Here is a 16,797-nt window from a genome sequence, read left to right as displayed (position 1 = left end):
ATCACGGAACCACTGGAGCCGACCCGTCGACTGGCCTGTCGGTGCTCCAGGCGAGGACGTCGCCGCGACGCGCGGCCACCCGGCGGGTCACCCCGTCGACGGCCACCACCGTCACAACGGCGACGTCCTCGCGACCGTCGGGCAGGATCCGTGCGGTCACCACCCCCGAACTCGCCGCGGCCAAGGTCGCGGCGAGTTCGTTGTGTAGGACGGCGGCATCGTCCGTCGACTGCTTCGTACTGCTGTCATCGAGCACCCGCACCGCGATACCCCGAGCGCGGGCCTCTGCCAGACTCGCTCTCGTCTCGGGCGAGCACCAGCCTGCGCCGCGAATCGAGTCCCGAAGGTCGTGCTCCAACAGTTGAGCCAGGGTCACGTCTTCGTGGTCGAACTCGACTCCGTCAGCCACTCTCTGCAAATAGGGGCGCACACCCGCGTCAAAGCGGCGGAGCCGCTCGGTTCGTTCGACGGCCGTCGCCTCTGTTGCTGCCGCCGACCGGGCGGCCGCGACACGTCGTACCTCCAACGCACCGGTCAGCCGAACCATCGGACGGACTAACAGCGCCATCAGAGTTGCAGGGAGCAGCGCCATCACCATGCGGACCGTGAGCTGGCCGCCCGCAACGGCGGTCCCGCCGTGCCGCACCGACCACCACACTGCCGACGCGAGGACCACGGCGCAGGCGGCCCATGCCGCGACCGATCTGCCGCGCAACGTCAGCAGCCCGGCCACGACGGCGAATACGACGAGCGGTGCGCCGACCTGCACCCACTCGTCCGCGGTCGACGGTATCGCCCACCACGCCGCGGTCACTGCTGCCACTCCTAAGACCATTACGACAATCGTGGGTCGATGCGGTAGCGGGTCCTCGTCGCCGATCAGGATCCGCTTGGCCACCATCCCGAGGCCGAGGGCCCCGAGACCTTCCAAGATCCATTGTGTGGCCGTTCGCGGCTCGATGAACGCGGTGGCCCGCACTGCCACGTAGGCCAGGAGCAGGAACCTGACCGCCACCTGGAGCCGCCGGGTCCGCAGCCCGAGCATCACCGGCATTCCGACGTCGACCGTCACAGTCGCACCCATTCGAGAGAGATCATGGTCCCATCGGCCGGCGCGGTCCGGATCTCCGCCCGTCCACCCGCTAATGCGGCGAGGCGCCCGGTGATGCCGACGGCGATACCGGACCGATCCGGAGCCACTGCGGCAAGGTCGAAGCCGCAGCCGTCGTCGACCACGCGCAGTCGCACGCCGCCTCCTGCGATGTGTCCGACGACAACCGTGCTGGCGTGCGGGCCTGCGTGGGCGACGGCGTTGCCGACGGCTTCGCTCAGGGCGTCGCTGAGGGTGTCGACGACGTCATCGGGCAGATCGGCCACGTCGTCGTCCGCGTCGATGGCGACGAGCAGATCGTCGCCATAGGCGATAACCGACTCGCGGAGTTGGATGACGGCCTCTGTCGCACTGATCCGGCCGACCGTCGCCGGGGCCACTGCGACGCTCCCATCGAGTTCGGCGAGTGCGGTCATCGCCTGAGCACGGTGGCGACCATCCGGCCGCCCGATTGCGATGCCGCGGAGCACTCCGATCACGCGGTCGCGGACCACCGCGTCCAGACGTGCCCGCTCGGCGGTCCGGGCTGCGGAGGTCGCCGACTCTACGGCTGCGGCGAGCACCATCGACCTCCTATCGTCCACATTCCTCGCCATTCGCATCGCAGTGCCGAGCATGGTGAGAAACACGGCGAGCAGGCCCACCGTCATCACCTGGTTGAGGTAGGCCTCCCACCCCTGACCGCCGAACCCGACACGTTGCTGGACGGCGGCGAGGAGTCCGAGACCGATCACGGCATATACGAGCGACCATCGCGCCGGGAAGAGCGTGGCGAGCGCGACGGCGGGCAGGGCGATGTTGTTGGCCATCCAGATCGGCGGCGTTCCGCCGACGTCCGACGCTGTCCCGGACCAGGCGGGGAACCAGAGCGCGAGGACCGCCAGGTCGGTGGCTGCGAGACCGAGGACTCCCGCCCTGAGGGTGTCCACTCGGCCTCCTGCACCGGACGCGACGATGCCGAGCAGCACGAGTGCCGCACCGACGACGGCCACTACGGACATCGGCGTCCACCAGGGCGCTGTCACCTGAGCGCCTTTGATCATCGGGATCACCGATGCGCCCGACACTGCGATCGTGCAGACCGCGACCGTCAAGGCAGCGGCTCGCCGCATCCGGTATTCGTTCACGATTCGACTGTGCGCATCACGAAGCCGTCGGCCCCTAGTTCGATGCGACGGCGAAGCGCCCCGGCGGCGACAACGATGGTGGCGACCGGTTCCCGACCGGCCGGCGCGATGCGGGCAACGACGTCGCCGCTGGACAGGTCGGACAATTCGGTTTCGAGGACTTCGGCCGCTGCGTCGATGACGGTCGCCGACTGGTCCGGATCGAGGTCTGCGAGACCGCCGTCGTCGAGGACCGAGACCGAGACGCCGCGGCGCCGCGCCTCCCAAACCGCGGTCCGCACCCGAGGCACGTCGAGCGCACGGCCGCGGATGCCGTCACGCAGTTTGGCCTCGATCAGTCGCGCCTCGGTGATGTCGTCGTCGGTCAGCGTGTGCCCGTCCGCCACGCGGCTCAAGAGTGGCCGGACGCGTGTGTCGATCCTTCGGATCCGATCGTCCCGGTCGGCGACACCCTCACGGCGGTGTCGTGCGTCTTTGTCGTCCGCACGCAGCCGCACGGCGAGAGCGCGCATCTCGGCGATCTGCGGGCCGAGAAGGACCGCTGTGCAGGTGGCGAGGAACAGGACCGTGAGACTGGCCCGCGGCAGGACTGCGTTGAACCACGCGGGTGATCCGGTGAACGATCCTAGGATCAGGCCGATCGCCACATCCGCTCCGACCACCGCCCAGACGAGCAGCACTCGTCCTCGCAACATCAAGATCACGGCGACGACCGTGGCAGTCGACAGCATCGGTTGATAGTCGCCGAGACTCGAGGCGTGGGCATGGGCTGCCGACGCCCACGTCGCGGCCACAGCCGCGACGATCAACACGGCTGTCAATCGCGCTCGCCGGTCGGTCAGATCGTCCGCCGCGGACACACTGATGACGATCGTCGCGGCGACGAAGAGGAGGTAGGCGATCCCCATGCCGATCCAGCACAGGGCGTCGAATCCGACACCGATTCCACTGAAGACCGTGTAGCCGCCCAGTGCCCCGAAGTAGACGGCGAGGACGCCGACGATGAGAATTCGCGTGAGACTCGCCCGTTCCACCCGGGTTTCGACCGCGGCGATCACGGGCGCTCCCACCGCACGCGGACACGGGTGCCGTGGCCTGGCGCGCTGAGCACGCTGCTCGATCCTCCAGGGATCACCGCCATCCGGCCCGTGATACCGAAGGAGACACCGACTCTGCCCGGCGGAGTCCCCTCGGGGTCGAATCCCGCTCCATCGTCAGCGACGGTCACGGTGATCGCGTCGTCGCCGATCTGCCCGAGCACCACGCATGACGCGTCGCGTCCCGCGTGCCGGTAGAAGTTGCGGACCGCTTCGGCGGTCGCGTCCAGGAGCGCCGAAGTCGTGCCGCCGTCGTAGTCGGCGGCCGCGGAGGCGTCGATGTCGGCGCGGACACCGACCGCGTCCCCGAATTGCATGACGGTGGCGCGCAGACGTCCGACGAATTCGCGGGCGTCGAGCCGCACGTCCGTCTGGTCTGGGGCGTCCCACCAGTGGTCGAGCTCGTGGAGCACTCCATTCGCGGCCGACTGCGTTGCCGCGCTGGGCCTGCCTGGATGCAGCGCGAGTAGGAACGCGATGATCCGGTCGTGGACGAGCGCGTCGGCGCGACGTCGATCGACGTCGAGGGTGTCTTCGCGAACCAGGTCCCGGGCCGTCTCGATGGTCGCCGACCGGGTCTGGTCGAGTCGCCACGCAAAGGAGACGGCCGCGATGCCCACTGCCAGGAAAACCGCTCCCCACGCTGTGGACCAGAACGTGCGCAGTATGGAGTCCCAGCCGTACACGCCGGTCCATGCGAACGATCCGACGGCTTCGCTCAACGCTCCCGCGACGATCAAGTTCGCGAACGCCAGCACCGGCCGCTCGGCAAGGACGAGGGCCACACACGCCAGTTCGGGGAGCATCGTGAACCAGACGACGATCGTGGGGCTACCTTCGTCGATCCCCGTAGGGACTCCACCCCACGCCACGAACCACAGCGTCATGACGACGAGGTACGCAATCGCGGCTGAGACAGCGACGGGCAGGAGCCAGTCGAGTCGGCCGCTGACTCCCACCCACGCGAGGCCGAGTCCGCTGGCGATCACGACGGCGATGCTCATCGGCAGCCACCACGGTGCGGCGAGATCGCCGAATCTGGCGAACGAACCGCTGGCTGCCACGAGGTAGACGAGGTAGGACCCACCGACGATCGCCGAGCCGACTGCTTGGAACGTGCGCAGGGACGAGCGGCCGTCCTCACCGCCGTTCAGAAGTGTGATCAGCCGGTCTCGGACAGATGCCTCAGGCGTCTGGCCTGGCGGAAAGGACGAGGCCCGAGGAGCACGAGTCGGGTCGGTGAACACGGTCGGCGCACTCCCCTCGTTTGGGACATCTCATAATCGCATGAGCGGGGGTCCGCAGAGACTATGTCCTAGAAACGACTCGGTCCCCCGGTCTGAATCAGACCGAAGGACCGAAATAGGCGTGGTGCGGAGGTCAGCCGACCGAACGCAGAGTCGTAGTCGTGCTGATGGGCGTCGCCACAACGTCTCGTCCGAGCCAATGGATCATCTGGTTGAGGGTGCGGCCGCGGTCGACGGAGTCGAGTTCGACGAGGCTCGGCGCGCTGTGCAGCAGTGCAGCAGTGAGTGCGCTCTCCAGGGACATGCCCTGCTCGCCGACGATGCGTCGGTAGTCGTTGACGGCGGACGTGAGAGCTCCGAACGTGACGGCGTCTCGCCCGTACCGGACGGCAACCATCCAGCTACCGGTCTCGGACCGGTCGGCAATATGTGCGCACAAGTCTGAGATCCACTGCTCGCGGATGCTTTGCGTGGTCGTGCTCATCGCCCGATCCTCCCGTCTCACGACGTCCCCAAACGTCGCAGTTACTGGGTATGACGCCGTGATTGTTTACCCTACGTCAGCGTAACTTAGGGGAAGGCAACCCCGCTAGGACATACAACGGACTCTCAGAGTGTTGTTCATTTGATCAACTGACTCTCGGAATTTTCAGATACCACGACCTGCGACTATTCCGATACACGTCGTTCAAATGTGCAGATTCGTTACGGAATCGTGACCTCAAAACGGTCCGTTCTTCTCAGGAAGCTACTCCGACTTGTCCGCTTCCATCGCGTCGATGAGGCTCTGAGGGCGCAGGTCGGTCCAGTTCTTCTCCACGTACTCCAGGCAGGCAGCGCGCGAATCCTCGCCGAACACCTTCGTCCAGCCTGCCGGGATCTCGGCGAACGTCGGCCACAGCGAGTGCTGATTCTCCTCGTTCACCAGAACGTAGAAGCGGCCGTCTTCGTCGTCGAACGGGTTGGTCATCTCAGTCCTTCCTAGCAACGCGCAAACACCGCGCGTCGATCTGCGTGCACTCCCCCGAACGGGTGAGGTCGACGGGTATCAGTACATCATCTCAGGTCAATCGTGTGCGGGACCAACTGGCCGCCGCAAGGCATGGTCGACGGCAGGCCCGACGATCGCCAGCGCTTCGGCGTCGGCCATACCGAGGTGGTGGGTCGGGACGTCGACGTTCTCGATCCTTCCGTCGACGTACGTCGACCATTCACCGCGGAACCCGTCCGGGTCCGTCTTATCGGCAGTCGCAGTGAAGTAGTGGACGTCGCCGCGATACCGCTCGGGCCGGAAACCCTCCAACATCTGGCCGGACGTCGCGAAGCTGGTCATGACCCGCTCCACTTGATCTGCGCCGAGCAAGCCCATGCCGGCGATCTGGTCACGGACCACCGCCGCGACCTCCTCCGGACTGGACGCGCGTACGTCGTCGCCGAGATCGAACAGGTCGCGCCAGCTACCCAGGAGGTCGCCGACCGCATCCGAGGCCGCCATCTCCTCTCTCGGTTCTGCCGACGCTTCGACGGTCAGGGACGCGTCCATGACGCCGAGGTAGCCGACCCGCTGTCCGGCCTCGCGTAGCTGTCTGGCCATCTCGTAGGCGAGTGTGCCGCCGATCGACCAGCCGAGCAGGTGGTAGGGGCCCTCTGGCTGCACTGTGCGAATCTCGTCGACGTACCGTGCCGCCAGCGTCGGGACGTCGATGACGGACGCCTCGCCCGCGACGACATGCGGGTCTTGCAGCCCGTACACAGGACGATCGGTCAGATACGGCACGAGACCGCCGAAGAACCAGGCGAGGCCACCTGCCGGGTGCACGCAGAACAATGGAGCCTGCGCGCCCTCGGTCCGCAGTCCGATCAGGACCGAGCTCAGTCCGGCGTCTCCCCCGACGATCCGCCGAGCAAGACCACGCACTGTCGCATCGTCGAACAGCCAAGCGAGTTGGACGTCCGCACCCACCGCCTCACGAAGCCGGGAGACCACCCGCGCCGCGGCGAGAGAGTTGCCGCCGAGATCGAAGAACCCCGCGGCTGCGGAGACCTCGTCGACAGATACGTCGAGGACGTCGGCGAACACCTGTGCCACCGCTCGCTCGGTCTCCGTCGCGGGTGCCACGAACTCGACCCGCTCGATCACCGGTTCGGGAAGCGCACGCTTGTCGAGCTTGCCCACTGGGGTCAGGGGGAAGGCGTCGAGTACTGCGACCGACGACGGCACCATGTGGGCGGGGAGGCTCGTGCCGACGAACTCCTTCAGGTCGTCGACATCGACCTCAGTGCCGTCGGCCGGAACCACGTAGGCGGCGAGCTCGGTGGCGACCGAGCCGCCGACTCCGACGACGACGGCCGACCGCACGGCCGGATGATCGGTCAGCGCCGATTCGATCTCGCCGAGTTCGATGCGCAGGCCGCGCAGCTTGACCTGATCGTCCGACCGTCCGGTGTACTCAAGCGTGAGCGACCCGACGGCGGTCCGCTGCCACCGCACCACGTCGCCGGTCCGGTACATCCGGTCGCCCGGCTGACCATACGGGTCGGCCACGAAACGATCGGCGGTCAAGCCCGGACGGTCTAGATACCCGCGGGAGAGCGCAGGGCCCGAGACGTACAGCTCGCCGGGAACGCCGACAGGCGTCGGGCGCAGTTGTCCGTCGAGAACGGTAAGACCGACTCCGCCGATCGGGCCACCCAGGCGTACGGGCACATCGACAGCCAGCGCGGTGCTGATGGTGATGCCGATCGTCGTCTCGGTGGGTCCGTAGAGGTTCCGGATCGTCGTCACCGGCGCCCACCGGTCGACGATGCTCTGCGGCACCGCTTCGCCGCCCGCTGCGATCGACCGCAGACCGGGCACGCGGTGCGGGTCGAGGGTCGCGAGCACGGACGGAGTCAGGAAGGTGTGAGTCACACCGTTGTCCGCGATCAGGGTCTCCAGTTCGGCTCCGCCGACAGCGTCCGCGGTCCGGTACACGAGAGTCCCCGCGTTGACCGTCGCCAACAGGTATTCGAGAACCGACGCATCGAAACTCGGGGAGGCGAAGCCCAGCACGACGGATCCGTCGCCCGCGTCCAGTCGCTGCGACTCCTGCTCCGCGAAGTTCGCCAGACCAGAATGCGTGACGGCGACGCCCTTGGGCCGCCCCGTCGACCCCGACGTGTAGATGACGTAAGCGAGATTCTCGGGCCGCGTCGGCGCGACGAGTTCGCTCGGCGTCACAGCTGCCGCCGACACCGCGTCCACCGCTGACCGGAGATCGCTGTCGTCGAGTCGAATCCAGTCGAATCCGTCAGACGGGAGGTCTCCTGCCGTAGCCGTGGTCAGACCGATCACGGCGCCGGAGTCCTCGATCATCCCCGCGACTCGATCGGCCGGATACTCCGGATCGATCGGCACATAGCAGCCACCGGTCTTCGCCACGGCCCAGATCGCCGTCAACAATTCGACGGATCGGACGATGGCCAACGCCACCGGACGTTCCGGGCCGACGCCGTGGCCGATCAGCCAACGCGCCAGACGGTTCGAACGAGCATCCAGTTCGGCATACGACAACGCGGCGCCGAAGCCGTCGACGACAGCTGTCCGTTCCGGAGCACGCCGAGCGGCAGCCCGGAACAGGTCGCCCAACAGCACCGGCGGCGTCGGATCGCCAACCGATACCGGAGTGAGGCCCTCGGTACCACCGAGATCGATGTCGCGAACGGCCACCGTCGGGTCGTCAGCCACCGTGCGGAGCATCTCTACGAACCGGTCCGCGAGGTCGCGCACAGTCGTCGCGTCATACAGATCGGTGGCATACAGGATGCTTCCCCGCCACCGACCGGTCGGCGAAGTGGCGATATGCACGTGCAGGTCGACCTTCGCAGGCGTGTTCTCGGTGCCGACCGGCTCCACCGTAAGCGGCCCGGTGATCGATGCCTCCGAGTCCACACCTTCGTCTGCGACGGTGAGCCACACCTGACTCAACGGTGCGAACGCCTGTGAGCGCTCCACGTCGAGGGCGTCGACGATCTCCTCGAACGGGATGTCGGCGTTCGCGAACGCTTCAACGTCGCCGGCGTGAGTCGCAGCCAGGACGTCTCGGAATCGCGCTGCGGGATCGATGTCGGTCCGCAGCGTCAACATGTTGACGAACATTCCCACGAGAGGATCGAGGATCGGGTCGCCTCTACCCGCGATCGGCGATCCGATCGCGACCTCGTCCTGACCGCTGAACCTCGACAGCAACACGGCGAGCGCGCTGTGCACGGCGATGAACGACGTGGTCCGCGCATTGTTGGCGAGATCGGTGACACCGTCCACCACGTCACCCGGGATCTCGAACTCGACGGACGATCCCCGCCCGCTCGCGATCGCCGGTCGCGGTCGGTCTGTCGGGAGATCGATGACCGAAGGGAGTCCCGCCAGTCGTTCCTTCCAGTACGCAAGCTGCCGGCTGACGACGGAGTCTTCGTCGTCGGAGTCACCGAGCACCGTGCGCTGCCAGATCGCGAAGTCGGCGATCTGGACCTCGAGCGGAGCAAACGCGGGTTCATGGCCTGCGGTCCGCGCGAAGTAGGCGGCGATCAGGTCTCCGACGAGCGGTGCTGTCGATTCGCCGTCCGCAGCGATGTGATGGGCGACCACGGCAAGCACGTGCTCGCCGTCGGCGACCTCCCACAGACGGACGCGCAACGGGTACGCGTTCTCCAGATCGAACCCGGTGCCGACGGCGCGTTCGATTCCGGACTGACCGTCGACGACGGCCCAGTCGACCTGCTGCACTGCATCGACTTCGGGGGCGATGCGCTGATAGGGCGACCCGTCGCGCTGCGGGAAGGTGGTGCGCAGCACCTCGTGCCGCACCACCAGGTCGCCGATCGCAGCGCGGAGTGCCGGAACGTCCAGGCTGCCGGTGAGCCGCAGAACCGCGGGGATGTTGTACATCCCGGATCCGGCGTCGAGTTGGTTGATGACCCACATCCGCTGCTGGGCGAACGACAACGGGATCAGCTCGGGCCGAGGTTGCACCCTGGTCACCGGCGGTAGACCACTCATACGACCGGCCGTCGCTGCGACGAGTTCGCGGACGCTCGGCGCCTCGAACACGTCCCGAACCGAGACCTGGACGCCGAGCGCGTCACCGGCCCGCGCGGCCAGACGCATCGCCGACAACGAGTTGCCGCCCAGATCGAAGAAACTGTCCGTGACACCGATTCGGTCCACACCGAGAACGTCCGCGAACGCGCCTGCGACGGCCTCCTCGTCCGCGGTCTCCGGCGCCACATACTCCCCGGCTGAGAACTCCGGCGCGGGCAACGACTTGCGATCGATCTTGCCCGCGCTGTTGAGCGGAATCTCATCAAGGGGCATCCACACCGTCGGACGCATGTACTCCGGCAACGGCGTCGCGATGGCCGACCGAATCGTATCCAGATCGAGGAGCTCTCCCGGAGCCCCGGCGACGTAGGCGACCAAGTGCTCACCGCCGTCCGGTGCCTGCGCGACGGTCACCGACGTGTGCACCACACCGGGCGCCTGTGCGATCGCGGCCTCGATCTCGCCGAGCTCGATGCGCTGCCCCCGCAGCTTCACCTGGAAGTCGGTGCGACCCAGGTATTCCAGTTCACCGGCCTGATTGCGACGCACCAGGTCGCCTGTGCGGTACATCCGCGTCCCCGCGGGGCCGAACGGGTCGGCGAGGAATCGATCGGACGTCAGGTCCGGACGGTCCGCGTAGCCGCGCGCCAGCTGCACGCCACCCACATACAACTCTCCCGGGACGCCTGCAGCCACCGGATTGAGTCGGCCATCGAGGACGTACGCCGTAGAATTCCACACCGGCATACCGATCGGCACGGTGTCGCCGACCTCGTCGAGCCGTTGATAGGTGATCTCGACAGCCGCCTCGGTCGGCCCGTACAGGTTGTAGAGCATCGCGCCCGGGACAGCAGCACGTGTCTCCGCCGCCACCGCGGGAGGCAGAGCCTCACCTGTGGTCGAGATGATCCGAACCCGGTCCAGGCGCGCCAATCGCTCCGGCCCGGCCAACTCCAGGAACACCGAGAGCATCGACGGCACGAAGTGCACCATCGTCGCACCGGAGTCGGCGATCAGGTCCGCCATATACACCGGATCGAGATGCCCGTCCGGCTCCGCGATCAACAGCCGCGAACCCTGCATGAGTGGTGCGAACAACTCGGCCACCGAGCAGTCGAAGGTATACGGGGTCTTCAGGACCACCAGGTCGTCGCCGTCGATCGGCAACTCGTCCAACCCCCACCGGAGCCGGTTAACCACGGCCTCGTGCGGCAGCGTGACGCCCTTCGGCCGACCTGTGGAACCGGACGTGAAGATCGTGTACGCGGCATGCGCGGGACGCAATGCTCCGATCCGCTCAGCGTCGGTCACCGGGCCGACCGAGAGATCTACGGGCGATCCCGCGTCGACCGTCATCACCGTGATCGACTCGCCCAGACCAGCTATCGGGCCCGGCACCGACGCACCTGCGTGCACGAGCGCGACGTTCGCGCCCGCAGTCGACATCATGTACTCGACACGGTCGGCAGGAGCAGCGGTGTCGACGGGGACGTACTGACCGCCTGCGGCCACCACCGCGTGCACGGCGACCATCAACTCCACCGAACGCGGAATGCACACCACCACTGCCACGTCGGGGCCCACACCTGCGCGGATCAGCTCTCGGGCAAGAACATTCACGCGTGCACCGAACTCGCCGTACGTCACGGTCCGCTCTCGGAACACAAGGGCGTCGCTGTCGGCGTGCGCGGCCACACTGTCGGCAAGAGCCGAAGCGAGGTCTTCAGCACGCACGTGCCGATCCTCGCCGGCCTCCACTGCCCGTAGCGCCGAGATCTCGCCTGCGTCGAGCATCGGGACGTCCCCGACGGCCACATCGACGTCTGCAGTCAGCCCGTCGAGCAACGCGACGAAACGTTCGGCAAAGGTCTGTGCGGTCGACTCATCGAACAGGTCAGTCGCGAAGACCACTGCGCCGTGCCATTCACCGGTCTGACCTGAGTTCACCATGAACGTCAGATCCACCTGAGCCGGCGAGGTGTCCGTCTCGACACCGGAGAACACGAGGTCGCCGACGGGAATCTCCACAGACTGCGCCGCGGCTCCCGGATCGAGCGTCAGCATCACCTGGGCGAGGGGCGCGAACGCCTCGCTGCGCACCGGATTCACCGCGTCGACGACAGTCTCGAACGGCACGTCGGCGTTCTCAAACGCGGCTAGCGCATTCGACCGAGTGCGTACGACGAGTTCAGCGAACGTCTCGCCGAGATCCACCCGACTCCGCAGCACGAGCGTGTTCACGAACATGCCGACGACGGCGTCCAGTTCCTGACCGCCCCGGCCGGCGACCGGCGTCGCGATAGTGACGTCGTCTGTTGCCGACATGCGTGCGAGCAGCGTCGCGAGTGCGGCGTTCAACACCATGAACGGTGTCGCTCCGGTCTGTCCCGCCACGGCTTCGATGCGCCGTGCGACGTCTGCCGGAATGTCGAATCCGGTTGCCGCACCCTGCCCGGTCGCCACCTTCGGGCGCGAACGGTCGTACGGCAGTTCCAAAAGATCGGGAATGCCGGCGAGTGCGTCACGCCAGTAGTCGAGCTGACGGCCGGCCACGGAGCCCGGGTCGTCGGGCGACCCGAGGACCTGATGCTGCCAGATGGCGTAATCGGCGAACTGGACTTCGAGCGGAACGAATTCCGGAGCCAGTCCCCCGCGTCGCGCGATGTACGCGGCCACAAGATCACCGATCAGCGGTCGCAACGACTCGCCGTCGGCTCCGATGTGGTGGACGACGATTGCGAGCACGTGTTCGTCGACGCTGACCGGCCAGATCCGAACACGGATCGGCCACTCGCGTGACAGATCGAACCCGGTGGTCACTGCGGCTTCGATGTCGGCCATCGATCCGGCGAGCCCCCAGTCGAGACGCTCGGCCACCGTGTCCGTAGCTCCGATGACCTGACCGGGCACGCCGTCGATGGCCGGGAAACTGGTGCGCAGGACTTCGTGACGAGTCACCAGATCGGTGAACGCCGCCCGAAGGGCGTCCAGATCCAGCGGTCCGGTCAGACGCAGGACGTTCGGCAGGTTGTAGGTGCTGTTCTCCTGCTCGAAGCGATTGATGAACCACATGCGCTGCTGCGCGAACGAGAGCGGGATGTGATCCGGACGCGGCACGACCGGCGTGACCGGGGGGAGCGCAGGAGTACGACCCGCCGACACCGCCACGAGTTCACGGACGGTCGTCGCGTCGAACACGTCGCGGATGCGGATCTCCGCACCGAGGGCCGCAGACGTTCGGGAGGCGAGCCGGGCGGCGTTGAGCGACGTGCCACCCAGATCGAAGAACGATTCGGTGACGCTGACCCGGTCCAGCCCGAGGATGTCGCCGAACACCGCGGCGACGAGTTCCTCGTCGCGGTTCGCGGGACCGACGTACTCGAACTCGGTGACGACGGGTTCGGGCAACCGCCTCCGGTCTACCTTGCCCGCCGCGTTCACCGGCATGTCGTCGAGCAGCATCCAGATCGCCGGGCGCATGAACTGGAGCAGGTGCTCGGATGCGAAGTCGCGGAGGTCGGCCTCGGTGGTGTCGGGTCGTGCCGTCACGTATGCGACCAGACTCTGGCCACCGGGCGCCATATCCACCACTTCGGCAGCCACCTCGCGGATGCCGGGAGCCGCTGCAATCACCGATTCGATCTCGCCGAGCTCTATGCGCTGTCCACGCAGCTTCACCTGGAAGTCGATGCGACCCAGGTACTCGATCTGTCCGTCGGCGGCCCAGCGAACCACGTCACCTGTCCGGTACATCCGGTACCCGGGCAGGCCAGCGGGGTCTGCTACGAAGCGTTCGGCGGTCAGTCCCGACCGTCCGGTGTATCCCCGCGCGATCTGACTTCCACCGAGGTACAACTCGCCCGGAACCCCGACTGGGACGGGCCGCAGCCGGGCATCGAGAATCTGGGCGGTGGAGTGCAGCGTCGGGCGGCCGATCGGCACGGTCTGCGCACCCGGACCGATTTCGGCGATCGTCGAATAGACGATGGTCTCGGTGGGCCCGTACTGGTTGTGTAGCTGCGACTGTGGCCACGCACGGTGCATGGCGTCGGCGACTGTCGGCGAGAGCGCTTCGCCGCCCAATTGCACGGTGCGAATCGACCGCATGGTCGCCAGTTCGTCATCCGACAACTCGGTCAGCATCAGCGCCAGCATCGACGGGACCACCATGATCGATGTCACCTGATGCCGCTCCACGTAGGCACGCATCGCCCACGGATCGCGTTGCTCGCCTTGCCCGACGATCACGAGCGTCCCGGCGCTGATCGCCGGGCGGAACAGATCGAGAACTGACGGATCGAAGGTGAAGTCGAGGACGGCGAGGACCACATCGTCTGCAGTGAACGAGTGGTCGTGGTGATCGGCGTGCAGCATCGCCATCGCAGCGCTGTGCGAGACAGTCACACCCTTGGGGCGCCCGGTGGAACCGGACGTGAAGATCGTGTACATCGCGTCGTCGACGTGCAGCGGTGCGATCCGGTCGGCATCGGTGATTCCAGACGTGTCGCCGACGATCGGCGCGGATGCATCGATCTCGAGGACTCGTGTCGCCGGATCCGCCCAGTCGGCGACGTCAGGCGCGTACGCGGACACGAGGACCAGTTGCGCACCGGCGGTGTCGACGATGTAGCGGGCACGTTCGGCTGGTGCATCGATCGCGACGGGTACGTAATGTCCGCCCGCGGTGATCACCGCGTGCGCGATGATCACCATCTCCAGCGAGCGCGGAACCGATACAGCCACGGCGACATCCGGTCCCACACCGAGCTCGATGAGGTGTCGAGCCAACACGTTGGTCCGATCGGCGAGCTCTCGGTAATCGATCGTGCGATCGCCGTCGATCACCGCGGTACGGTGCATAGACCCGAACTCGAAGTGTTCGAGCAGGTCGGCCAGAGTTCCAGTTCCGTCCGGACGGATACGGAACGTGTGGATGCCCGCCCATTCCTCGATCTGAGCGTGCTCGGACTCGCTCAACATCTCGATGTCGCCGACGAGAACGTCCGGGTCGCGGACGACTGCGGCGAGGACACGAGTGAGTCGCGCAGCGGTCGCGTCGACGGTCGTCTCGTCGAACAGATCGGTTGCGTAGACCACTGAACCGCTCCACGGCTCTCCCGCCTGAGCAGTGTTGACACCGAACAACAAGTCCACTTTGGCGATCACCGGACCGCTGTCGAATGGCTCTACGGTCAGTTGGTCCTGCAGGTCGACGGCGGTGTCGCCGGTAGCCCCGTCCTCGACGGACAGCCACACCTGGGCCAGCGGCGCGAAGGCCTCGCTACGCACCGGATCGACTGCGTCGACGACCGCCTCGAACGGCGCGTCTGCATGCGCGAACGCTGCGAGATCGGTGTTCCGAATCGCCGCAAGGTGATCAGCGAACGAATCAGTCGTATCCACTTGCGACCGCAAGACAACGGTATTGACGAACATGCCCACGAGCGGGTCGAGCGCGCGTTGACCACGCCCTGCGAAGGGCGCGCCGATAGCGAGATCATCACTCCCGGACAGTCTGCCGAGAACCACAGCGAGTGCTGCGTGGACCACCATGTACGGAGTCACACCGTGGCGAGCCGCCAACCGGGTGATCCCATCGGCGACATCGGCCGGAATAGTGAAGCCGGTCTGAGCTCCACGACCGGTCGCGGTCTGAGGTCGCGGCCGGTCCGAGGGGAGGTCGAGCACGTCGGGAAGCCCGGCGAGTTGTCCTCGCCAGTACGTGAGCTGTTGTCCCACGACCGATTCCAGGTCATCCGGCGAGCCGAGCACCTCGTGTTGCCAGATCGCGAAGTCCGCGAACTGCACCTCGAGCGGAACGAAGAGGGGTGCTTCTCCTGCTGCGCGTGCCACGTATGCGGTGATCAGGTCGCCGACGAGTGGAGCGAACGACTGCCCATCGGAGGCGATGTGGTGCATCACGACGGCGAGCACGTATTCGCCCGGCGCGGCTTCCCAGATCCGCACTCGGATCGGCCACTCCCGGGACAGTTCGAACCCGTGGGCCACCGCGTCTTCGATGGCGTCCACCGAACCCACATGCCGCCAGTCGAGGTGTTGTTCGATGGCCTCGACGGGGTTGATCATCTGGAACGGTTGACCGTCCAGGTCGGGGAAGGTGGTCCGCAGCGTCTCATGGCGGGCCACTACATCGCCGACCGCCGAACGAAGTGCCACCACGTCCAGGGCACCGGTGATTCGCAGGACGACGGGAATGTTGTACATGCCGGTCGACGGATCGAATCGGTTGATGAACCACATCCGCCGCTGCGCGAACGACAGCGGAATCATCGTCGGCCGGTTCTCCGTTCGCCTCACTGGGGGCAGTGCTGGCGCGCGCCCCGACACTGTCGCCACGAGCTCACGGACGCTTGGGGCATCGAAGACGTCCCTCACCTTGACGTCCACGCCGAGTTCATCGGACACTCGCGCAGCGATTCGGGTCGCGGCCAACGAGTTGCCGCCGAGGTCGAAGAACGACTCGGTCACACTGGCGCGGTCGAGACCGAGGAGGTCGACGAACAGCTTGGCGACGGCATGCTCGTCCGAGGTCTCCGGTGCGACGTATTCGACGGTCCCGAACTCGGGGGCAGGCAACGCCCGGCGGTCGACCTTCCCTGCAGTACCGAGAGGCATCTCGGCGAGCCGCACCCAGGTAGTCGGACGCATGTATTCGGGGAGACGCTGAGCGACGCTCTCCGCGAGCACTTGCGTATCGATACGGTCCGGCGCAACGTACCCGACGAGTTGGTCGCCGCCCGGCGAGGTCACAACGGTTGCTGCAGAATGCACTACCCCGGGAACAGCGGCGATCGCCGCTTCGACTTCACCGAGTTCGATGCGCTGCCCGCGGAGCTTCACCTGAAAGTCTGTACGACCCAGGTACTCGATCTCCCCTGCCTTGTTCCACCGCACGAGATCGCCAGTTCGGTAGAGGCGGTTTCCCGGATCGCCTAACGGGTCAGCGACGAATCGTTCGGCAGTGAGATCGCTGCGGGACGCGTAACCACGCGCGAGGTGGACGCCACCGAGATACAACTCTCCGGGAACGCCGATGGGAACAATCTTCAGTGCCGGGTCCAGGACATAAGCCGTGACGCTTCGGGTGGGCGTCCCGATCGGAATGACATCGTGA

The 16,797-nt window shown here is 66.7% G+C and carries 7 protein-coding genes (1 of these 7 cut by a window edge); all 7 read right to left on the bottom strand.

The genetic code is table 11. The features are described from left to right. Position 1: 1 nt before the first annotated feature. Positions 2-1,084 (bottom strand): hypothetical protein, encoded by a 1,083-nt coding sequence (locus ACTIMF_RS07175; RefSeq protein ID WP_442349594.1) that lies wholly within the window; start codon positions 1,082-1,084, stop codon positions 2-4. After that, a complete protein-coding gene (locus ACTIMF_RS07170; protein ID WP_442349593.1) occupies positions 1,069-2,238 on the bottom strand; it encodes an ATP-binding protein in 1,170 nt (389 codons plus the stop codon). The genes ACTIMF_RS07175 and ACTIMF_RS07170 overlap by 16 nt, the downstream gene beginning before the upstream one ends. Continuing rightward, on the bottom strand, positions 2,235-3,296 hold the full coding sequence (locus ACTIMF_RS07165; RefSeq protein WP_442349592.1) for a hypothetical protein: 1,062 nt from the start codon (positions 3,294-3,296) through the stop codon (positions 2,235-2,237). Before ACTIMF_RS07165 ends, ACTIMF_RS07170 begins: the two co-directional genes overlap by 4 nt. Then, positions 3,293-4,582 (bottom strand): sensor histidine kinase, encoded by a 1,290-nt coding sequence (locus tag ACTIMF_RS07160; protein ID WP_442349591.1) that lies wholly within the window; start codon positions 4,580-4,582, stop codon positions 3,293-3,295. The genes ACTIMF_RS07165 and ACTIMF_RS07160 overlap by 4 nt, the downstream gene beginning before the upstream one ends. A gap of 133 nt (positions 4,583-4,715) precedes the next feature. Continuing rightward, on the bottom strand, positions 4,716-5,066 hold the full coding sequence (locus ACTIMF_RS07155; RefSeq protein WP_442349590.1) for a hypothetical protein: 351 nt from the start codon (positions 5,064-5,066) through the stop codon (positions 4,716-4,718). A gap of 264 nt (positions 5,067-5,330) precedes the next feature. Then, positions 5,331-5,552: an MbtH family protein gene (locus tag ACTIMF_RS07150; protein ID WP_442349589.1), complete on the bottom strand. Its 222-nt coding sequence runs from the start codon at positions 5,550-5,552 to the stop codon at positions 5,331-5,333. Positions 5,553-5,648: 96 nt separating this feature from the next. Further along, on the bottom strand, positions 5,649-16,797 hold the 3' portion of the coding sequence (locus tag ACTIMF_RS07145; RefSeq protein WP_442349588.1) for an amino acid adenylation domain-containing protein. 968 nt of this gene lie beyond the right edge of the window; 11,149 of the gene's 12,117 nt are visible here — the last part of the coding sequence; its start codon lies beyond the right edge, outside the window; it ends in the stop codon at positions 5,649-5,651.

Source organism: Gordonia sp. (in: high G+C Gram-positive bacteria) (assembly GCF_052106715.1).
Taxonomy (GTDB): Bacteria; Actinomycetota; Actinomycetes; order Mycobacteriales; family Mycobacteriaceae; genus Gordonia.
The sequence above is the reverse complement of the archived record's forward strand: the minus strand, read 5'-3'. Positions and strand labels throughout refer to the sequence as shown.

Excerpts from the sequence above, each read along its gene's own strand:
- ACTIMF_RS07155 (WP_442349590.1), bottom strand. The coding sequence starts at position 5,066 with ATGAGCACGACCACGCAAAGCATCCGCGAGCAGTGGATCTCAGACTTG.
- ACTIMF_RS07175 (WP_442349594.1), bottom strand. The coding sequence starts at position 1,084 with ATGGGTGCGACTGTGACGGTCGACGTCGGAATGCCGGTGATGCTCGGG.
- ACTIMF_RS07150 (WP_442349589.1), bottom strand. The coding sequence starts at position 5,552 with ATGACCAACCCGTTCGACGACGAAGACGGCCGCTTCTACGTTCTGGTG.